This window comes from Clostridium sp. UBA3061, assembly GCF_002367465.1.
Lineage (GTDB): Bacteria > Bacillota > Clostridia > Clostridiales > Clostridiaceae > Clostridium_J > Clostridium_J sulfidigenes.
On sequence record NZ_DFCF01000014.1, the window covers coordinates 314,375 to 335,317 of the forward strand.

Annotated in this window: 33 protein-coding genes and 1 pseudogene; all 34 read right to left on the bottom strand. The window is 29.0% G+C overall.

The genetic code is table 11. From position 1 onward, the window contains the following. Positions 1-126: 126 nt before the first annotated feature. Positions 127-645 carry a hypothetical protein gene (locus B2P65_RS13795; protein ID WP_346880332.1) on the bottom strand — a complete coding sequence of 173 codons (519 nt, stop codon included), beginning with the start codon at positions 643-645 and terminating at the stop codon, positions 127-129. 413 nt (positions 646-1,058) lie between these two features. Next, positions 1,059-1,571, bottom strand: a complete 513-nt coding sequence (locus B2P65_RS13800) for a GNAT family N-acetyltransferase (protein ID WP_346876742.1) — start codon at positions 1,569-1,571, stop codon at positions 1,059-1,061. Positions 1,572-1,735: 164 nt separating this feature from the next. Further along, entirely contained in the window at positions 1,736-2,212 is a 477-nt protein-coding gene (locus B2P65_RS13805; RefSeq protein ID WP_346880333.1) for a DUF4829 domain-containing protein, read from the bottom strand. 176 nt (positions 2,213-2,388) lie between these two features. Continuing rightward, positions 2,389-2,880, bottom strand: a complete 492-nt coding sequence (locus B2P65_RS13810) for a hypothetical protein (protein WP_346880334.1) — start codon at positions 2,878-2,880, stop codon at positions 2,389-2,391. 264 nt (positions 2,881-3,144) lie between these two features. After that, a complete protein-coding gene (locus B2P65_RS13815) occupies positions 3,145-3,591 on the bottom strand; it encodes an NUDIX domain-containing protein (RefSeq protein ID WP_346876745.1) in 447 nt (148 codons plus the stop codon). A 123-nt stretch (positions 3,592-3,714) separates the two neighbouring features. Continuing rightward, positions 3,715-4,524, bottom strand: a complete 810-nt coding sequence (locus B2P65_RS13820; protein ID WP_346880335.1) for an alpha/beta hydrolase — start codon at positions 4,522-4,524, stop codon at positions 3,715-3,717. A 214-nt stretch (positions 4,525-4,738) separates the two neighbouring features. Beyond that, positions 4,739-5,167 carry an N-acetyltransferase gene (locus B2P65_RS13825; protein ID WP_346880336.1) on the bottom strand — a complete coding sequence of 143 codons (429 nt, stop codon included), beginning with the start codon at positions 5,165-5,167 and terminating at the stop codon, positions 4,739-4,741. A gap of 217 nt (positions 5,168-5,384) precedes the next feature. Continuing rightward, positions 5,385-5,846: a GNAT family N-acetyltransferase gene (locus B2P65_RS13830; protein ID WP_346880337.1), complete on the bottom strand. Its 462-nt coding sequence runs from the start codon at positions 5,844-5,846 to the stop codon at positions 5,385-5,387. A 62-nt stretch (positions 5,847-5,908) separates the two neighbouring features. Continuing rightward, positions 5,909-6,103, bottom strand: a complete 195-nt coding sequence (locus tag B2P65_RS13835; RefSeq protein WP_346880338.1) for a hypothetical protein — start codon at positions 6,101-6,103, stop codon at positions 5,909-5,911. Next, positions 6,094-6,510: an OsmC family protein gene (locus tag B2P65_RS13840; RefSeq protein ID WP_346880339.1), complete on the bottom strand. Its 417-nt coding sequence runs from the start codon at positions 6,508-6,510 to the stop codon at positions 6,094-6,096. Before B2P65_RS13840 ends, B2P65_RS13835 begins: the two co-directional genes overlap by 10 nt. Before the next feature lie 72 nt (positions 6,511-6,582). Then, complete coding sequence (locus B2P65_RS13845; RefSeq protein WP_346880340.1) at positions 6,583-7,095, bottom strand: NUDIX hydrolase; 513 nt, start codon at positions 7,093-7,095, stop codon at positions 6,583-6,585. 284 nt (positions 7,096-7,379) lie between these two features. Then, on the bottom strand, positions 7,380-7,586 hold the full coding sequence (locus tag B2P65_RS13850; protein ID WP_346880341.1) for a hypothetical protein: 207 nt from the start codon (positions 7,584-7,586) through the stop codon (positions 7,380-7,382). A gap of 93 nt (positions 7,587-7,679) precedes the next feature. Beyond that, entirely contained in the window at positions 7,680-8,087 is a 408-nt protein-coding gene (locus B2P65_RS13855; protein WP_346880342.1) for an HIT family protein, read from the bottom strand. A 54-nt stretch (positions 8,088-8,141) separates the two neighbouring features. After that, entirely contained in the window at positions 8,142-8,417 is a 276-nt protein-coding gene (locus B2P65_RS13860; protein WP_346880343.1) for a nucleotide modification associated domain-containing protein, read from the bottom strand. A gap of 228 nt (positions 8,418-8,645) precedes the next feature. Next, on the bottom strand, positions 8,646-9,104 hold the full coding sequence (locus B2P65_RS13865) for an NUDIX hydrolase (RefSeq protein ID WP_346878863.1): 459 nt from the start codon (positions 9,102-9,104) through the stop codon (positions 8,646-8,648). Between the two features lie 23 nt (positions 9,105-9,127). Beyond that, positions 9,128-9,535, bottom strand: a complete 408-nt coding sequence (locus B2P65_RS13870; protein ID WP_346880344.1) for a DUF3795 domain-containing protein — start codon at positions 9,533-9,535, stop codon at positions 9,128-9,130. Positions 9,536-9,540: 5 nt separating this feature from the next. Then, entirely contained in the window at positions 9,541-9,960 is a 420-nt protein-coding gene (locus B2P65_RS13875) for a DUF3788 domain-containing protein (protein ID WP_346880345.1), read from the bottom strand. Positions 9,961-10,333: 373 nt separating this feature from the next. Then, a complete protein-coding gene (locus tag B2P65_RS13880; RefSeq protein WP_346880346.1) occupies positions 10,334-10,822 on the bottom strand; it encodes a GNAT family N-acetyltransferase in 489 nt (162 codons plus the stop codon). After that, positions 10,815-11,255, bottom strand: a complete 441-nt coding sequence (locus B2P65_RS13885; RefSeq protein ID WP_346880347.1) for a pyridoxamine 5'-phosphate oxidase family protein — start codon at positions 11,253-11,255, stop codon at positions 10,815-10,817. The genes B2P65_RS13880 and B2P65_RS13885 overlap by 8 nt, the downstream gene beginning before the upstream one ends. 70 nt (positions 11,256-11,325) lie before the next feature. Further along, a complete protein-coding gene (locus tag B2P65_RS13890; protein WP_346880348.1) occupies positions 11,326-11,736 on the bottom strand; it encodes a VOC family protein in 411 nt (136 codons plus the stop codon). Between the two features lie 239 nt (positions 11,737-11,975). Further along, the gene (locus B2P65_RS13895; RefSeq protein ID WP_346880369.1) at positions 11,976-12,299 is read right to left on the bottom strand and encodes a manganese catalase family protein; all 324 of its coding nucleotides are present in this window, start codon (positions 12,297-12,299) and stop codon (positions 11,976-11,978) included. Positions 12,300-12,379: 80 nt separating this feature from the next. Further along, positions 12,380-13,324 carry a phosphotransferase gene (locus tag B2P65_RS13900; RefSeq protein ID WP_346880349.1) on the bottom strand — a complete coding sequence of 315 codons (945 nt, stop codon included), beginning with the start codon at positions 13,322-13,324 and terminating at the stop codon, positions 12,380-12,382. Between the two features lie 50 nt (positions 13,325-13,374). Then, positions 13,375-13,554, bottom strand: coding sequence for a hypothetical protein (locus B2P65_RS13905; RefSeq protein ID WP_346880350.1), 180 nt, complete (start codon positions 13,552-13,554; stop codon positions 13,375-13,377). Positions 13,555-13,580: 26 nt separating this feature from the next. Continuing rightward, complete coding sequence (locus B2P65_RS13910) at positions 13,581-13,946, bottom strand: hypothetical protein (protein ID WP_346880351.1); 366 nt, start codon at positions 13,944-13,946, stop codon at positions 13,581-13,583. A gap of 163 nt (positions 13,947-14,109) precedes the next feature. Then, on the bottom strand, positions 14,110-15,054 hold the full coding sequence (locus tag B2P65_RS13915; protein WP_346880352.1) for an alpha/beta hydrolase: 945 nt from the start codon (positions 15,052-15,054) through the stop codon (positions 14,110-14,112). 82 nt (positions 15,055-15,136) lie between these two features. Then, the gene (locus B2P65_RS13920) at positions 15,137-15,583 is read right to left on the bottom strand and encodes a VOC family protein (protein WP_346846834.1); all 447 of its coding nucleotides are present in this window, start codon (positions 15,581-15,583) and stop codon (positions 15,137-15,139) included. A gap of 14 nt (positions 15,584-15,597) precedes the next feature. Continuing rightward, entirely contained in the window at positions 15,598-15,858 is a 261-nt protein-coding gene (locus tag B2P65_RS13925; protein ID WP_346880353.1) for a zinc ribbon domain-containing protein, read from the bottom strand. 80 nt (positions 15,859-15,938) lie between these two features. After that, complete coding sequence (locus tag B2P65_RS13930; protein WP_346880354.1) at positions 15,939-16,841, bottom strand: YafY family protein; 903 nt, start codon at positions 16,839-16,841, stop codon at positions 15,939-15,941. A 168-nt stretch (positions 16,842-17,009) separates the two neighbouring features. Then, positions 17,010-17,489, bottom strand: coding sequence for an NUDIX domain-containing protein (locus B2P65_RS13935; RefSeq protein ID WP_346846832.1), 480 nt, complete (start codon positions 17,487-17,489; stop codon positions 17,010-17,012). Positions 17,490-17,638: 149 nt separating this feature from the next. Continuing rightward, positions 17,639-18,193 carry a flavodoxin family protein gene (locus tag B2P65_RS13940; RefSeq protein WP_346846831.1) on the bottom strand — a complete coding sequence of 185 codons (555 nt, stop codon included), beginning with the start codon at positions 18,191-18,193 and terminating at the stop codon, positions 17,639-17,641. A 430-nt stretch (positions 18,194-18,623) separates the two neighbouring features. Further along, positions 18,624-19,097, bottom strand: coding sequence for a GNAT family N-acetyltransferase (locus tag B2P65_RS13945; protein ID WP_346846830.1), 474 nt, complete (start codon positions 19,095-19,097; stop codon positions 18,624-18,626). A gap of 141 nt (positions 19,098-19,238) precedes the next feature. Then, on the bottom strand, positions 19,239-19,685 hold the full coding sequence (locus tag B2P65_RS13950) for a GNAT family N-acetyltransferase (RefSeq protein ID WP_346846829.1): 447 nt from the start codon (positions 19,683-19,685) through the stop codon (positions 19,239-19,241). 186 nt (positions 19,686-19,871) lie between these two features. After that, on the bottom strand, positions 19,872-20,531 hold the full coding sequence (locus tag B2P65_RS13955; protein ID WP_346846828.1) for a UDP-N-acetylglucosamine pyrophosphorylase: 660 nt from the start codon (positions 20,529-20,531) through the stop codon (positions 19,872-19,874). A 196-nt stretch (positions 20,532-20,727) separates the two neighbouring features. Further along, positions 20,728-20,856: pseudogene (locus tag B2P65_RS13960) on the bottom strand (GNAT family N-acetyltransferase); the annotation flags it as partial. Positions 20,857-20,943: the final 87 nt, after the last annotated feature.

The window sequence follows — 20,943 nt, forward strand, 5'->3', positions numbered from 1 at the left end:
TCCCTATTAAACCTTTAAGGATGCCTCTCTCTTGTAATATTATAAACCTTTCTTCTATGAGCCATTATTTCTTCATCTTTTCCACAACTATTTTACCACCCATGGCACCATTAAAATTATTGTTTATTAACCGAGTATATAGAGTGTGGTGAAGATCATTAAAGCAATAGCAAGTACAATACCTACAATAATATTCCACATTAAATCTTCACCGGCTGTTTTAGATTTCTTTGCTATATAAATACAAATATAATTTGTTATAAATACTACTACTAAAACCACTAACGCAAATGGTAAAAACTCACTAAAACTAAATAGTAATTTTGTATCCATTTCATTCATTAACCTCATTTGTATAAATCCATTGAATCCTGTTAAACCAGACAATATATAATAACTTATTATAGTGGTAATTCTCTTTTTTCTAATGAAGTCACTTCCTTTTTCTTTGTATGCATCGTATAACTTTGGGTTTACTAGTACTAAATAATTATCATAGTATTCTGTTTTAAAGGTAAATAATATAGCCAATGTAAAAAACATTATTGCTAATATTAGTATAGTTATACCTGGTCCTACGGTGCTGTACAATAAAGATATAATTAATAGTAGTAATATAAAAATGCTAACTTGCTTTACACTCATTTAAATCCATCCCCCTCTATTTAGATTTTTTTAATTTTCCTCTCCAAAAGTGAAGAATATGCTATAGTTTCAAACTAAAATTAAAATCTCCTAATATGAAAATGTCTGCAGCAGTAATAGTCCCAAAATTACTACTCCTGCTATACCAGAAAATCTATAGAAAAAAACCTTAGGGTCCTCCTTATCTAATTCTTGTAGAATAAACATAACTCTAATTGTGTTCATAATTTTCAAAGGTTTGATAATTATAAATATACTTATTAGTATCAATATAATACAAAGAATTTGGTCTAATAACATAAATATACCACCTATAATTTTCAATCCATCTAATTATTTATTAATCTTTTTGTTTCTTTTAAATTATTATCTATTTTCAAGTCTAATCTTTCACCTTTTTTATTCCAATTGTATTATACCGTCTGCTTACTTAAATAATCTTGTTTAGTTAATTCAACAATTTCATCTGAAACTCTTTTAAACCCTACTTTATTAAACACTTTTTCTGCGGATATTCTGGATTTTGGAAAATCATAGAATACCTTATCTGCTCCTAACTCATTGAATGCAACATCAACTAATAATCTTAAGGCTTGTTCACTAAATCCATTGCCCCTATGTCTTGCTTCGATTATTATATTAACACAGTAAGACTTTTTTTCACTTACATATCGTAGAGCAACCTCACCAACAGGTAAATTTTCATCAGTCTTAATAATATATGCATAATATCTTTCTGGAGTATTATTAACCCATCTAAAAAACCAGTCTCTCCAAGTATTTTCCTTAAAATCTATACATCCTGTTCCATCAGTGTCTTCATACCCTATATTGTAAATCATTGTTTCTCTATCTGATAAAAGTTTTCTTCTATAATCTAACTCTTCAAATTTAGGTGTCTTTAATTCCACTTTGATATTTTCCATTTATGCTCCCCCATATTAGATAAATTAGTGTAAAGTTTTATGCACTTTTTATTTTATAAATTATTTGCATATTAAGGTTTCTATAGTGTTTTGTATAATATGAAAATTACACTTCCCAATTACTTCTTACAGACAGTATATGATTTAAGAAGAGTGTGAATTAATTATACGCCCATATCATCTATAAGCCATGGTGAATTTTCATCTTTTCTTATAACAAAATACCACCAATCATATATCCCACTATTTTGGGGACTCGCTCCATCATTTTTATACTTTACTTCATACTTTACTTTGTAAACTTTAAGGTTATTTTCTGTTGTTCCATTTATACTACCTCGTCCATTACGCAAATAACCTTCTTTAACTTTTTCGTTCATTTCCTCTTCAATGCTTATTATCTTAGTGCTGTCCAAATTATCAAAGCCCCAAACTACATTTGGAGCGTTGAAATGCTCTGTTAAAGTAGTTAATAACTTATCTTTATTTTTTTCATTTTCATACTTAAAATAATTCTCTACTACAGTTTGAGCAGAATCACCTTTAGTATCAATTGACCTATTGCTCTCACTTGAGCAACCGACAAGAAGGATCAAAGTAATAATAATAAGCATAACATTGAAACTTATATTTCTCTTCATAATACCCCTCCTATGAATTAACTTTTTCTTTTTCCCATTATAATACATTCCCATTTGAAAACATAGTTGTATATACTTATTGTAGCATAATTACAATAAAATGTATGTATATAAAAAAGCACCCCTATAAAGAGATGCTTTAAATATTGTCTTTTACTATTTCTTACATTAAATAATTATTTTAACTCTTCCATAATCTTTTTAATATCAAAATCCTTATCTTGGATTTTATAATATTTTTCCTTATGCTGATCTTGTTCTCGAAAACCAATTACGTTATCATCATAAAATGTAATAGAAAATACATCTTTAGTATAAGTAGTGTATTCATCTTCATCATAGCTTGCCATAAAATTAAGACTAAATTTAGACCAATCCTTAGGCCTCCTAGCTTTTTTATAAGATAACTCATCAATTATACTGACTAACTTATTTACTTTGTCATCTTCAGTATTATCTATCCAAGTTGAATTATCTAGTAAATCTGAATCTATTTCATCTTCTTGTCTATAGGTATAGTCATATGCATTTACTTGTTTATAGGTGTAATCATAATTATTTTTTGATATTAAGTTATTTGTAGGAAAAATATATGGTATGTCAATCCATACAATTATAGCAAAGAAAATAAAAATAACTATTCCCCAAATGATTTTTTTCTTATTCACAAATAATCCTCCTAATTTTATAAGGTAGTTTAAAGATGTTTCACTTATATTTTATAGTTTCAATATTGTATACTTATTATAGCATAAATGCTATATAATGTATGTTTGTATTTATAAAAGTTACTACTATAAATAACACTTTCTATCTCACAATTAGGCACTTCAATTTCTACACTTCCTAATGTCGGTTGCAGTATTCCAATTAAACATTTTAACGTAGTACTCTTACCAGCATCAGTAGGTCCAATATGGATTAGCAAATATTTATTCTATACTCTCATTTCCAAGATATACTACCGTTTCTTCAGCATTATATAAATTCATTATCTGTTTTCTTAATTTTGAAGGATATAGTGGCTCATTCATAAGATTTTCAATAGGTAACCAATCAAATCCAATTTGATTATAATCACCAGTAATTTGAGCATCAGGTATTTCTTTGATGTACTCACACAAAAATACTAAATCAACTCTATGAAATGACTCCCCTGTTACTCCTTCAATTACAAATTCAAGGGTTTTTGGTTCAACAATCAATCCAAACTCTTCTTTAACTTCTCTTCTAACAGCCTCTTCCAAAGTTTCCTCAGATTCTTGACCACCGCCAGGCATTATATAAAAAATATCACCGTTATCATTGATTTTTGATGCTAACATTTTCCCATCTTTAATAATCAATGCCTTTGCAGAATTACGTATTTTTCTTTCCATTCTCTTACTCCTTTTATGTCTTAAAATATAAATAATATTTACTTCGTTCTATCCTATAATTTTTCATTTACAAACGTGGTTTCATATACTTATTGCAGCATAATTTCAGTAAGATGTATGTATTCAAAGCATTTTATCAACTATTTCATTTATAGCATCAATTACTATCTGAGGCTTATCCTTCTGTATATAATGACCACAATCTTTAACCATGATGTGTTTACTATAATACGATAATGTTAATAGGTCATTTTGATAGCTTAACCAAGTTTCTTCCGAAATGGCAGCAGACTCTTCACCTTTATGGTCAGCAGTAAGTACAATTATTGGAATATTCCTTAAAGAATCCTTTTTTCTTATTTCTTTTACTTGCTTAGCACTCATTAATAATTCATCAAAAGTTTGCTCTTCTCCAATCAATTGTTTTCTCACCATTTCTATTTTTTCAGCAGAAGAACGGTTTACCCTATCTTCAAATTGATTTTCATGTGAACAGTCAATAAATATAATACCAGCTAATTCTTTAGGATATGTACCAGCGAATAATCTTGCATTATAGCCTCCTATTGAGTGTGCAACTATAATATAGGGTGCTTTAACCTTTGCTTTATTTAAAAGGGTATGTAACTCGTGAACTTGCTCTAAACTTGTTCTTGATAAATCACCTGTAGCACTATTTCTCAGCTGCGCTCTATCATAAGAAAATGTTATTGTAGTTTTTGAAATTTCTTGCTGAACTAACTTCCAAACTCCATTATCATCGCCTAAACCTGATTCAAATATCACAGTTGGCATTCCTTTTACCTCACATTTATATTTATTTCTATTATCTTCAACATTCCAATGACATTGATTATGTTTCCAATTAACATCCTGACTTGCCAAATCTCTATTCGTACTTCCTCCACTCAATGCTTTTACTCTATCGTCCATATTAGTACCCCTTTCATAAATTCCTATTTTAAAGTAATTTTAATAAAAGCACCCCTATAAAGAGATGCTATAAATATCGCCTTTTACTAATTCTTTATATTAAATAACTATTCCCCAAATGATTTTTTTCTTATTCACAAATAATCCTCCTAATTTAAAAGCGTGTTGCAGAATTTTTTTGCAATACGCTTCTTTATGTTGATTATATATTAAACTATTTTTCACCAAAAGACATAGTATACTCTATCTCTTTTGTATCCTCATGAATACGTTCATCTACAACTATAAAATCATTTTTATCATAGAAGTTTATTGCTCTTTTGTTTTTTGTAAAGACATCTAATAGGAGATATGGATACCTAGATTTACAATGATCTATCAGTTTCTGTCCTATCCCTTCTTTTTGATACTCTTTTTTCACAAAAATTCCTGCTATATAATTTTGCTCTACAATTCCTATAAAACCCTTTATAATATTATTTTCTTCATAAACGTAAATATCAGCAGATGGCAACATTTGTTTCACCATATCAAAGTTTTTAATCCAATATTCTTCCGGTATAAAACTGTGAGCGTTAATGTTAGTTTCAAGCCAGATTGCCATTACATCATCTAATTTACTTATATCAAATTTTTTAATCATTCTATTCTCCTTCATTTTTAAAATATTAAAAGTAAGAGTAGAATACACTCATGAAGTTCACCCTTTCTATTGCTTTTCTAATAATATATTTTATACTATTAGAAAACTCTATTAAGTTAAACAAATACTATTAACTATATTACATTATATCATATTATTTAGTATTTCTTATTATATTTTTCTTATCTCTTCAATAATCTAACCAATAAACTTAAATTTATGTTGTTCTATGGATATACATTCTTGTCAGATTTTTTTCACCCTCGGCTTGGACCATACACAGAAACTCCCAACCATGACGCTCATAAAAAGACGTGTGGTCTGTAACAAGATAAAGTGTATCAATATTTTTTTCTCTCATATCATCACATACATAGTTCAGCATTTTACCAGCAATTCCTTGACAGCGATAATCATCTTCCACATAAACAGCACATACATTAGGAGTTAAATCTTTTCTGTTATGAAAATCATTTTCTATTACACCAAGTCCACCTACAATTTTATCTCCTATTATTACTATATACCATTGTGGAACAGGAGTTTTATTTTTCATACATTCATCTATGCTTTCAATATATGCTTCAAGGGGAATATTCCACTTTTCATGAAACCAATTTGCCGCGTAGTTTTTCAATTCAGGGTATTCCTGTATTTTTATAATTCTATAATTGCTCATTTTTCACTCCTTAAAAATTAATATTATTACAAGATATTTTTAAATACCGCATTATTCAATTTTCAAAAAAGAACTCTTGTCATATATTTTCTCAGATATTTTCCTGTATAGGATTCATCACACATTACAATATCCTCAGGGGTTCCCACTGTTACTATCTGACCACCATTTTCTCCTGCATCTGGTCCCATATCTATTATATAGTCTGTGGTTTTTATCAAATCCAAATTATGTTCAATTATCTTTTTTAGTGGCATATTATCTTATACTCATAGCTTATGTCAACATTACCTTTTACCATGTTCCAAACAGGGCATAACGACTCTTCCATCAGTTTTATAGTCCTCTCAATCTCATCAGTCTGTACGTCCTTTGATGCAATTTCAAATATTAAATGTATACTTTTAAAATATGTAGGATAGGTTTCTCTTCTTTCACCTGAAGCAATTACTTTTAATTCAGATACAGTTTTGTTCATCTTCCTAAGCAATAAAGCTAAGGTCATCCCACTACAGGTTGCCAGACTCATAAGAAATAGCTCAAGTGGAGTATACCCATCGCCTTCCACGGAATCAATAATTATCTCCTTATTATAACGTGATACCCCTGAAAATTTCACCTTGTCATTTATAAGATCTGCTGTTACTGTCAAATTATTACTCACAATAAAACCTCCTAAAATTACGTTTATACTATTTGAGAATATTTCGAATTACCTCAACGATAAATTTGGAATTTATTGTTGTAAATATCCTTTTTGATTGAAATAGTTTAAATAGCGTTTCTTCTGTGTTTCTATCATTTCTCCAGAGTTTACAAAAGAAATGAAATCTATATCATTTAACCATTTATACGACATAGTTTCCCCCTTTTGAAGTGTTATAGATGTTTTATCACAATCCGTAACGCACAAGAAAGTATAGAAAATACACTTATCATCATCGAAAACAAAATGGTCAACCTCTTCAAAATTTTCTGAAACAATCCCTGTTTCTTCAAGCAATTCTCTTTTTATACACGCCATCTTATCCTCACCTTTAAGTGCAGAACCTCCTGCTGTAGCTTCGTAATATCCACCATAATTACGTTTAGATAAGTCACGCTTCATAAGCAAATAATCGCCATCCTTATGCTGAACAAGAACTTCGCATACCAGATGATATAAACCATCTGGCAATACATCTCCACGAATTAAGTCTATATTGGCACGTGTTCCATCTCTAAAATATCCATCCCAAAATTCCATCATAAGTCCCCCTACAAATTCCTATTTATCTATGCTTTTTTTAATAATCTTTATTCCACCTTAATCTATTATTGAGCATCAATTTATAACCTTCTGTAAATTCAACCTCTTTATTTACATTGGTTCAGTAACTACAAACTTTAATTACAGCATATTCTAAAAATATTTATAATTTTAAGTTCGCACTTTTCTTACAAATTTCTATTTACAAACATGGTTTAATATGATTATTATAGCATAATTACAATAAAATGTATGTATATAAAAAGCACCCCTATAAAGAGATGCTATGTTAAATTATCTAGTAAATCTGAATCTATTTCATTTTCTTGTCTATAGGTATAGTCAAATGCACGTACTTGTTTATAGGTGTAATCATATTTGGTTTTTGACATTAAGTTATTTGTAGGAATAATATATGGTATGTCAATCCATACAATTGTAGCAAAGAAAATGAAAATAACTATTTCCAAAATGATTTTTTTCTTATTCACAAATAATCCTCCTAATTTAAAAGCGTGTTGCAGAATTTTTTTGCAATACGCTTTCTTTATGTTGATTATATATTAAACTTGTCTACTTTTGTTTTAAATTTCTTTATCAAGCATTATTTTTAAATCTTTGGCAATCTCTTGTGAAAAATTATGTTTTTTATCACTAAATGTCCACCCAAATCCGTCTCCCTTATATCTTGGAAAAACATGCATATGGTAATGTCCAATATCATTAAATTCTCCACCATTTTGCATTACACTATAGCCATCAGGAGAATACTTTTCTTTAATTACCTTAACAATTCTTTTAGATAATACCATCATAGAAGTTACTACCTCAGTTGGAATTTCATCAGTATCTAAATAGTGGCTTTTAGGAATTATAAGTACATGACCTTCATTTATTGGCTCTATAGTTAAAAAACACATAATTAAATCATTCTCATATACTAAGTTACATGGTAAGTCACCTTTTACAATTTTACAAAATATACAATCCATAGTTACCTCCTTAATTATTCTTAAACTTTCGTATTATTCTACTATTGTTCATTATTACTCTCCATCTTTATTTTCTATTTCAATGATAGTCATGATAGCGTAATTGGCTAAATCTAATAGCGTATCAATAATGCTCTCATCTTTTACCTCGGCGCCCTGCTTAATTAATTGCTTATATCTTCGTAATTTATCTTCCAATCTTATTGCAGGCATAGTCAAACCATACTCTTGAAATCCTTTTGTAAAACTATCTCCATAATCTTTATTCTTTGCGGTATATATTTCATTTAATTCTCCACATATTTTCTTATGTTGATCAATTTTTTCCATATAAAACACTCCTTTCATATGATTCGTAATTTCATGCTATTATAATGTAATTATAACATATTTTTCAAAAACCTTACTATTCAATTTTCAAAGAACAAATCTCAATACTGTTTCACTTTATCCTTGAATTGCGAAATAAAAAATACCGTATATTCAGTTTGAATAGTACGGCATTTTCATAAATTATTCGATTTTATTTTTAGTGAGCTATTTATATTTTTCACAGCTTTACATTTCAATTACTTCACTATATTGAATATCATTTTTATAATTATCAAGAGCTATTTTTCTAATATCAATAATTTCATTTGGAAGATCATCTATTTTAAACCATCTCAATTCTGAGCACTTATCTGGTTCTATGACTTTAGGTATACCATGATACTTATTAACGACAAAATAAATATCATAATAAGTTCTTCCTCCAGTATTGCTAACACGATGAGATAGATGAACAAAAGATAAATCTTTAATTTTCACATCAATCCCTAACTCTTCTGCACACTCTCTTACAACAGCCATTTTAGCCGTTTCACCTTCATCCACATGTCCACTTGCTGCTATATCCCACTTCCCGTCTTGATAACCAGTATTTTTTCTACGATGCAATAAAATTTGTATAGTATCATCCTTCGCTTGTAAAATAATTGGAAATATCGCTGAAAATGACTTAAAATGTTTTCCCATTTTTCACCTCTTCAAATTATTTATTAAAATTTATTTTTCTTATACTCGTCAATTCTTGATTTATTATCATAAGCAAGTAAATACTCATTATATTTAGAAGCATCATAGTTTTCTCCTAATTTTTCTTTTGCTTCATTTGCTGAAAGTCCTTGCCTTTGATTAAAAGTGGAACAGGGATATTTGTTACATTCTCCACAATGATTTAAATTTTCTTCTATAAAGCATTTTCTTACAGGACAATTGGTATCAATAAGTTTTCGATTTTCTTTTTCACATCTACATCCATCACAATGTATATCTTCTGCTAAAATATCAAGGCCATAATAATCCTTCCATGCTTTTGAAAGTTCTTTTCGCTGATCATTTTCTTTTATATTTGGTTCAAATGCTTTGCATAAGTCGCAACAATATCCACATCTTGTTATATTCATGATAGTTACGCTCTCTTTCTATTTGGTTTTTTCTTTATAAATAATAATCTTTCTATATCTGCAATTACTGTGTTATTTATTACATCTAAATATAACCATTTCCCATCATGATACTGGCGAGTATTATCATAGAAATTATTAATATATTCAGAGAAGTCTTTCCTTGAAGTTTCAAACTTTTCTCGTTCATTCTTTCCCAATATAATTAAAACTATCATACCTTTTTCTCTTGGATACAACGCACAAAATGTTTTTCCACTCTTACGATATTTTAATTCAAAAACACCTGTTTTCCCACCATTATCCCATAGCATATCCGTATCGTAATTATCCTTAATGAAGTTATTGATAGCACACCAAGTTTTAAATACATCTTCTTCCATTAATTGATTCAATTCCTCTTCTGTTGGTACTTTTTCAAGCATAAGTATATCCCCCTTTTTATAAATTCAAATAATTGAAACTTATATAATCATCATTGTCTCCTATAGATAAGTATGTATATTTATTACCTTGATAGGTTCATAATATCTTACAATTTTTCATTTGCAAACATAGTCACATATACTTATTGAAGCATAATTACAATAAAATGTAATATAAAACACACCTTCAGTATAAGTAGTATATTCATCTTCATCATAGCTTGATATAAATTCAATTTGAATAATACGGTACTGTAAATAAATTGTTTAATTGTATATTAGTTTGTCCATTTAAGAACGGTACGACATAACTGAATAAAAAATATGTTATATCCACCCTACAAATTGGAATTTGATGAACTTCTCATTATACTCATATCTCTTTTTGATAATAAACAGATTCCTTATCTCTGTACATTTCCAAATATCCAAGCTTTTTATAAAATGAATTTGTTCTTATATTCCAAACCGGAGTTTCTAAGCGCCATGTTGTAATCTTTGGAAACATCTTTTCAATATATTTCATTGATTCTAATCCGAAACCTTTTTTATACTCTTTTGGATCTATGAATATTCTTCCCACATACATAATCTCCTTATTTCTTTTATCCTGAAATAAAACGGCTCCGCCAATGAGATAATCCTCCTGCTTTATAGTGTATAAATTATGACTTAACATCATTTTTTTATGCCATTTTTCAGAATCATAATTGGGTGGCCCTCCTACCTCATCGGCACCTACCATTACGTCTGTATCGAAAGCTCTCTTTGAAATATTGGTTACTATTTTGATTTCTTCTGGACTCGCTAACTTAATATCCAATTCACTCACCATCTTTCTTAAAAATCTAATATTATCCAATTCTATAACTCTTTTTATTTAGTACATCTATATATTCACGCCCATTATTATTCCAACACTCAACTTCAGTAATATCCACTTCAATGAGTACCATATTTTTATATTTAGCCCAATACATAAATTCCTTATCAAGATGCTCACATCTCCCTAAAATTTCTTTATTTTCATCACTTAATGGATGTCCTAATATGACTGCTCTTCCTTGTATTTGTACATTATTAAAACACATTGCCACTAAAGGATTTTTAATAATTTGTTTATATTTCGCATAAGCTTTCGAAGTCATAAAATATATTTTCAATTCATTTGATGTGCAGTAAACAGTTCTAGCAGTAACTTTTCCATTTTCGCAGGTTGCTAATACAACATTTTTTTGTTCTTTCAATCGATCAATTATTTTAGCCCTCATCTCTGTATATTCAAGACTCCTCATTACTTTTCACCTCACAAAATATAAATAATCTTCTCTACAAATTACACACTAACATCACTTCAAATTATCATTACTCTACATGGTAGGTATCGTCATTACCTGAACATATTTCAATAAGGTTTCCTTCTAGATCTGCAACATAACAAATTCGCATACCATAAGATTCAGTAGTAGGTTTATAAACTGGCTTTGCTCCTGCATTTATAACACGTTGGAATTCTATATCTACATCAGAATAGTTAGGAACATCAAAACAAAGCTCCATATTGCCATTTATGCCTTTATTCCAATTAAATACCTCAGGTATAGAATCTTCAAAACCTTCTCTTGTGCATAAAATAAAATGATGAATTTGTCCTTCCATTTCAATAGCTGTAAATCCACTACCATCCCAATTTATATTTAACCCCATTACATCTTTATAAAATTTAACCATGGTTTCCATGTTATTAACATATAATGCAATTGCTCCAAATCTCATTGTTATACCTCCGTTAATTCAAATAATCTTTTAGTTTATCACAAATTATAATTATTCACTTACAGTTTTATATACTTATTGTAGCATAAATACTATATAATGTATTTTAATTTTTATAAAAATTACTTCTATAAAGAGTTGCTCTAGGCAGCGTCTGATTAATTTTTCCTATTATTTAAGTCACAAAATAAAAAATACCGCACAATTCACTTCTGAATAATACGGTATTTAAAATACTACTATTTTCTAGGGTTTTCAAAGGAAGGTGGTGTTGGGTTTGGAGCTTCATGGGAAGGGCCTGGAGTTGATAAATCAAAATATAACTTAGAATCTTCAGTATTATTAACATCATGACCATTCAAAAGATTTATAGTTTGTGCAACCATTTCCATATGGCTAAGTTCCTCAGCTCCTTTATCTAATAATAAGTCCTTTATTTCAGGATCCTTTATTCTAAAGCTCTGAGAAATGTACTGCATAGCTGCTTTTAACTCACCATTTCCTCCTCCTAGTTGTTCTTGCATTAGTACTGCGTACTGAGGATTAGGTCTTTCTACTGTAATTTATTAATTGGAATAATGGTCAATGGCTTGAATATCTAATTCCAATGATTTCAATGATTTCAATGATTTTGTTCTTCTTTCTAAAATTGGTCTTTGCCATTTAAAATAATATCAGCTAAATCCTCTGCATTTTTATAATAATAAGTGAAACCTTCATCTCTTTCAAGAGATTCATCATTTAATTCTCTTTCAATAAACTCAATACATTCATTTAGCCGTGAAAGTGTCACATCCCAAAGAAACTGTTTGTAATCAGGTTTATATAACAATTTATCATATATGCTTTTTAGGAAAATCTCTCTATATTCATCTGTCATATAAAATGGAAAAGGAAAAAACTTCTCTGATCCGTGGGATATTAAACGCGCAATATCCAAAGAATAAGGCATAATACCTGCAAAGGCCCAGTCTATTAAAACAATACCTTCATTGCTTTCTATTGCATTACACTGCAAGAAATCCCCATTACATAAGGTGCGTGGACATACTAACTGTCTATCTAAAAAAACACCATATGCAGAAGATAGTTTCTGCTCATTTATAAGACATTTTGACCTTTTATTTATTCTTGTCCAATATCTTTCAAATCGGTTGTCCAACTCATTATCTTTAAAGTCATTTTCCTGCCAGTACATATTAAAAATACTAGAAAGACTGTCTGCACATCCATAAGCCATGTCTTCATTAAATATTCGTAAATCTGTTCCAGCTATATATTCAATTAATATCCACCTCACGTTGTTAATATAAGCCCATCCCTCAAGTTTTGGCACAGGTAGATTTTTATTCTCAAGAAACTTTTTATAAACTTCTACCTCATATTTATCTGACTTTTTCAAAATATATGTCTTATCATCTGACATTATTTTATAGACATTATATGCCCTGTCTACACCTTCTCCGTTATCGTGAAAACGTTCAATATTAATTTTCTGTGAAAGTGTTACATTAATTACATCAAGAACACTCTTCAACATGTTTATATGGTTTATATCTCTTATTTTTTCTGTATATACCCCTTTCATTGGATATCCCCCTTTTGTTCTATGAATACAATCTATAAAACCTAAACTACCTATGCTAAATGATTATTTTTTCGATTTTCTATTATCCCAGAAAATATTACAATTAATATACCCCAAAATAAAAATTTAGTAAGAAAGTCAGGGATTTTTTCACCTAGTAACATAAGCATAATTATTACAACAATATTTAAAACATATATAATTAAAGCAATTTTTGAAATTTTATTCATTCATATACCTCCTTGAAATAGCTGATTTATTCATTGGAATAATGGTCAATGGCTTGAATAGCTAACTCAAATGATTTAATTCTTCTTTCTAAAAGTGTTCTTTGAGGACTTCCAACCTTAGACTTAGCATAAACTCTTTCAATTGATGGGAGTAAACTAGTAAGAACATTTCCTGCTTCAACTAATTCTTTCTCATTGTAATGATGGGGTATTTGATTCCAAACTTTCTCTACCATTGCCAACCCAATGTGAAGAGCTTTAAGCCGTTTTTTTATTAATGTAGTATTTGAACCTTTTTCTGTCATCTGAGCCAAGGCCTTTTCGGATTTACTGATAGTTGACTGGAAGGATTTTATTGATTCCAATTTACATTCATCTGATATATTTTCCATGTTAGTGCTCTCCTTTTTTCGTCTATTAATTATTTTGATTCACGAGGTTAAACCATATTTGGTAATTTTTATAATATGTATTTATATTTGATTATATTAGCTAATATATTTAAAAATACGGCTTAACTACAACTTATTTATACTTTATAATATTAGTATTTACTCATAATCTGCAAATATCAGCTAAAGCATTAGTAAATTGTTTCGGTTGATCAAGCATCATAAAGTGACCAGCTTCTTTTATAATAAACATTTTTTTGTTTGGTGCATTAATTGAATCAAAATAACGACTTGCTATTGTATGCGGGGCTTGAAAATCTCTGTCTCCAAGAATATAAAAAACAGGTATTTCATAATCACGACTTTCTTCATATAAACTATGTGAAAATAAAAAATCCCAAAGTTTTTTATTACTACTCATCCCTTTAAATAAACTCACAATATCTGACAACCTGAAAATTGGGCTTTTAAGTAATGTTTTTATTATAGGAATAAAATTCATTCCAACCTTATACTTTCCTTGCAGTATTCTAATTCTTTGTAATTTCTTTATCATAGGCTTTTCGTAATTTTTTTCGGGATAAACCCCTATTTTTTCAAGACTGTCTAAATCCTTTTTATTGCCCGCTTTTATTATTAATTCCCTTACTTTTTCGTAACCAATCTTTTCATTCTCCACTATATCTATTACTTGTCCTGCACCGATGTAGTATAATACCTCTTGAGGATATTTCAGCACAAATAATGTTCCCAGTACACTTCCCCAAGAATGACCTAATATAACAATCTTCTCCTTGTTATATTTCTTTTTCAAATAATTAACTATTTCAAATAAATCATCTATTAATTCTTCACAAGAAGGATAGTTACTATTTCTTTTCGATTTGGTTAATGTTTTTCCTGCACCTCTTTGATCCCAATGAACAATGTTAAAAAAACTTGATAATTCTTTTTGAAAAGCATATGCGAATGTTGACTCTGGCATTCCTGGACCACCATGTAAAAACAAAAGGACAGGAAGTTCAGCACTGATGGTATGGTGTAACAAGTATTGTTCTATTCCATTGATTTTGATATATTCTGAAGAATAATCGTTTTGTTTTTTCATAACTTACACCTCCTCTATAAAAATAATCTCTATTTCTGAACATACTGGTATTTCAACATTATTACTTATAGTTGTACAAATTTTATTTTACTACCTCACCATTATATCCACCAGTAATTTCAATAATGTTATCATCAGGGTCTTTTAATTGAAAATAATAATATGGTGTTCTGGAATAAAAATATTTTATATTAGTAATCTTCGTTGATATATTTAAACTTATAATCCTATCGTATTCCTTTTGCAAATCTTCAATCCAAAAATTTAAAACAAACTTATTTTTATTAGGTGCACTTGTTACACCAGTGAAATCAAATTCTTTATCATATTTGCCTATACTTATTATCTTATCAGGATTTTCTTCATCGAAGTGTGGATTAAGCATAGATATGTTGTGTCCTTCAAAGTGAAATTCTGCAAACCTATTTTGATTTCTACAACTTACTTCTATATCAAGCAATTTACTGTAGAAATCTATAGATTTATTAATATCTGCTACAACAAGATAAATGGAACCTAAATGTAACATAAAAAAATCCTCCTTTACTTCTTTTTCCAACGTTTCAAATTTGGCATATACTTCATCATTTTAGCTCGTGCAGTTTCTGCATCTGGACAATCGTCGCTTATTCTAAACGGAATACAGCTTTCAATCATTTCTTCCAAAGTTTCATCTTTTATAAATCTACCATTAGAAAAACAATAACAGCAATAGTCTTCATTACTTGAACTATCTGAATTTTTTCCAAGCTCCTTCTCATCTTCTAAAGACATACCACAACTTTGACATATTTTTTTCTCCATAGTTAATCTCTCCTATCAATATTTAAATTGTTAATTTTGTCTTATTATACCATTTTAAAATTGACACCTGTATGTCAACTTTAAAAATAATTTTCATAAGCTTCTTTAAATCTATTTGCAACTTCACTTTTTAATGATTCAGGAGAAATAACTTTAGCATGATTCCCAAATGACATAATCATCCCATAAAGCCACTCATCTTTAGGATAATTCAATGATACAGTAAAAGTTCCATCCTCATTAGATTTTATTTCATGTTCTTCAAAATAATCAAATACTTGATATTCCATACATTTATCTATTTTCATAGAAAACGAAATTTTATTTTGCGGAGAATCTATATATTTATCAATTTCTTCTTTATCCTCTATGTTAAGCTCCTTCTTTTTAAAAGACTCATCAAGACATTCAACTCTTTTCATTCTTGACAATTTAAATACTCTAATAGCCTGTTTTTCTTGACAGTACCCTCTTAAATACCATGCATGTCCTTTAAACCAAAGCTGTATTGGCTCCACTTTACGAGTTGAAATATCTCCAATTCTACCGTAATAATCAAATTTTAAAACACGTGTTTTCACTATTGCAAATTTTACTCTTTGAAATAATTCTTGATGTTGATTACTCCAATCAGAAAAATCTATCGAAATCCAATTTGGATTTTTTATTTGAAATAGCCCAGATAATTTAACTAATAAATCATTAATAGTGCCTTTTTCTACCTCTTGTATACTTTGAATGGCTGCTAAAATTTGAATCTGTTCATCTTCAGATACAATACTTTTTTCAAAAACAAAATTATCAAGGATTGCAATTCCTCCATACTTTCCTTTTTTAGAGTATATAGGAATTCCAGCCATACTTAACGTTTCCACATCACGATAAATAGTTCGTACAGATACTTCAAAATGTTCTGCTAATTTACTAGCTTTTATACATTTTTTTTCTGATAGCAAATACATTATTTCAAATAATCGCTTCAATCAATCTCCCCCCAAAATGGTGTACAACTAATCAATTATCAACATTAAATCCTCTCCTGCAGGATATCTATATTGTACATAAATTGAATAAAACTTACCACAATGAAACTATATGGTAAGCTTTGTATAAGGTATCTTCTCTATATATTTTGTCATAACAAAAATATTTTAACCGTGATTATAAGCTATATGTTCTGAACCGAAAAATTTAGGATTCTCACTACTTATCATTTCAAAAATATTATCATTTAAAAAACTAGGTAATAAATATATTTTCTTTAAGTTATTTATATCAATCCATTCACTTTTAAGTTGCATATCATCTATTTCTGTAGGATTAATAGTTTTGTCATTTTTTAATTTACATATAAAAATATGATATATTTTATGAATATAATCAGGATATAACTCTCGTGTTTTAGGGCTATCACATATTTCTTCATATAAAGCAGAAAATCTTATTGGTACAACATTGTATCCTGTTTCTTCAAGACATTCTCTTATAACAGCCTCATGTAAAGTTTCATATATATCTTGTCCTCCACCTGGCAATGAATAATAATTCCCATTATTCTCATCAAAGCACTTGTTTAATAAAATTTTATTGTTATCTATAATAATTGCTTTTGCTGCACTTCTAATGCTCATTTTTACCTCCATAAAAAACTAACTAGTTGTTAAAATACTCTTTGTCTGACACTTAAAAAGAACTTCATCTTTTCATTTTAATATCTCGCATGACTTATAAGCAATATAAGAAAAATACGAATTACTTAATTTTAGATTACGCCAAAAATCTATTCATCATCATTAAAAAACAATGCTAAATTCTTTGAACTTTCCATTGCTTTTATATCATCTTTAGATGATATATTATTTGTATTATGGCTATAAATAATTGGTGCAATATCCCTAGAGTTCATATGATGTAAAATTGTACATGCTGTAGTGTAGGCATCTTCAATACGTCCATCCCCACCTCCAACAATTATAACTCCACCTTTTTTTTCTTTCTTAATAGGTTTTATATTTTGAAAATGTCTTGCACAAAAATATGTTTGTAACCTGCTTGTAATAGCCAGTAACTGACCTGTTAATTGAGAAAAGTAAAGTGGTGATGCAATTAATATGTTGTCACATTCTTGAATATATTTATAAACTTCTTGCATCTCATCGTTTATACAGCAGCCATTATTTTGCCAACAGTATCTACAATCAATACAAGGATGAATATGGCAATCATATGCATCTACTATTTTATATTCACCATCTAAATATTTAATAAACTCGTTTATCAAAGCCATAGTATCACCATTTTTTCTAGGTGTGCCACTAAAAATAAGAGTTTTCATTAATCAATACTCCTCGTATAATAAGTTTATAGTCAGTTAAATGACTGCTATAAACTTATTTATTTTTATATTTTAGTATAGATAAGAATGTGTCTGTGTTTTTCTGTGGGGATTCTCCTGCAATTATTCATTTGTAAATTCAATCTACTAACTTATTGATAAACAATTTCATGTCGCTTTCAAAAATAGATAACCCCTGAAACCCGCATGAACACAACAACTAGTTTTATAGTTAAATATATCCATAGTTAAATAGGTTCATATTTTTATATTTAAATAGTTCTCTATATCCATTTTTACCTATATAAATAGGTAAATATACACCTATTTATATTTAAAACTAGGCAAGGATATTTTTTTCATTTTAATATCTCACATGACTTATAATCAATATAAGAATATTGTGTATTAATATAACTTCTGATTATGATTATTTTGCGGGTGTTAGAGGAAACTTATTCATTGATGTATATTTTGATATTCGAAATCCGAGATTTTCATATAATGGTTTCCCTTTTTCAGTCGCCATTAAATCAACTGCGGCAACGCCTAATAGCTTTGCTTCCGATAAAAGTTCAGTCATAACTTTCGTTGCAATGCCTTTTCCTCTATATTGAGGGTATGTAAAAACATTGTATACCGTACCGACGAGATATGATGAAAAAGCTATCATTGGAGGTCTTTCCACGATTGACATAAATGCAGTTGCTAATACTTCATTTTCATTCTCGGCAATGATAGCAATAAATCCCTTGTTAAGGTGTTGAGTAAAATATTCTTCTAACTTCGTTCTAATATCTTGCACCTCTTCCGAAGAATACACACCTTTTTCTGCAAACAGGTAATCCATACGAATATTTATGAGGAGGTCAATATCCTCTTTAACCATTTTTCTTACTTTCATGTTTTGCACCACCTTATATTTATAATCTTCAGTTCGCACTTTCCTTGAATTGCGAAATAAAAAATACCGCGTATTCAGTTTTGAATAGTACGGTATCTACGTTATATTTAATTTTTATAATACTTTAACATTGTGACTTAATTATCTGACTAAGGACTTCTTAAAATTCAATGGAACATCAACTTCTTCATACCCTAATGATTTATGAGCGATTGGGCTAATAGGATACCTTTCAGTGGTATCTGACCCAATTTCTATGCACCCATTTTCTACAGCCCAAGTTTCACCTTTTTCCACTAATAATTTTCCAACACCTTTTTGCCTATATTCTGGTTTTACATACCATCCCTCTATAAATCCTACGTTCTTTGTTTTACATCCCAATGCAGTTTCACGTATTGATACCTCTATAAACCCTACTATATTCCCATTATCTTCTGCTATATAAAACATATAATCTAATTTGAATCGCTTATATATTTCTTTCATCTCTTTTTCTAATTCTTCCAAAGTATGATAAGACCATAACAAATATCTTAGTTTTAGCCATTCATCAAAATCTTGTATTGATACTTCTCTTATTTTCATATTTTCACCTCAAATTAATTCGTACTATTTTACTATCATGAAGCAATTATAACATATATTGTAAATACCCTACTATTCAATTTTTAAAGAACAAATTTATAATTTAGTTCGCCATATCTACAAAATACGAATTAAAACACAGTAAAATTCACTTCTGAATTAATACGATATCCTGGTTCCTTGACTTTATTTTCTCTCTACAATTTCACCAGTACTTTTCAAAATACTATTCTCTGGAATATAACCTCTTACAGAACTTAATGGATAAACAATACTATCTTTTCCTATTATTGTCCCTGGGTTTAAAACTGAGTTACATCCTACTTCAGCTGAATCGCCTAGAATTGCACCAAATTTCCTTAAACCAGTTTCAACAATATCTGTACCATATTTTACTTTTACTAATGTTCCATCAGACTTTAAATTAGAGGTTATTGCACCTGCCCCCAAATGGGCTTTATACCCTAATATTGAATCACCAACATAATTGTAATGGGGAACCTGCACTTTATTAAAGAGGATTGAATTTTTAATTTCAGTTGAGTTTCCAATTACAACATCATTACCAATGATAACATTGTCTCTAATGTAAGCAGAATGCCTGATTTCGCAATTGTAACCGATAATCGCTGGACCGTTTATAAGAACACTTTTTTCTATAGTAGTGCCTTTGCCAACCCATACAAATTCCTTTATTCTTTCAAAATCGCTTGGCAGATTTTTTGCGTATTCAAAAATGAAATCCTTAATTTCTGTAAGAGCTTCCCAAGGATACTTAACCCCACAAAATATTGCTTGTGCATATAATTCACTCAATGTAAAAAGTTCATCAACAGAAATCCCCATAATAATCCTCCTTAATGTATTTTATAATAATTTACAATTTTTCATTTGCAAACATGGTTGCATATACTTTTTGTAGCATAGTTACAATAAAATGTATGTATATAAAAAAGCACCCCTACAAAGAGTAGTATATTCAGCTTCATCATAGCTTGCAATAAATTCAAGACTATATTTAGACCAATCCTTAGGCCCTTAGCTTTTTCACAAAAATTCCTGCTATATAATTTTGTTCTACAATTCCTATAAAACCCTTTATAATATTATTTTCTTCATAAACATAAATATCAGCAGATGGCAACATTTGTTTCACCATATCAAAGTTATTAATCATTCTATTCTCCTTAACAACTATTCAAAACAAATAACTTTTAAAGAGCCAATCCATATAGTATGCCATATTTTATCCTTTCTA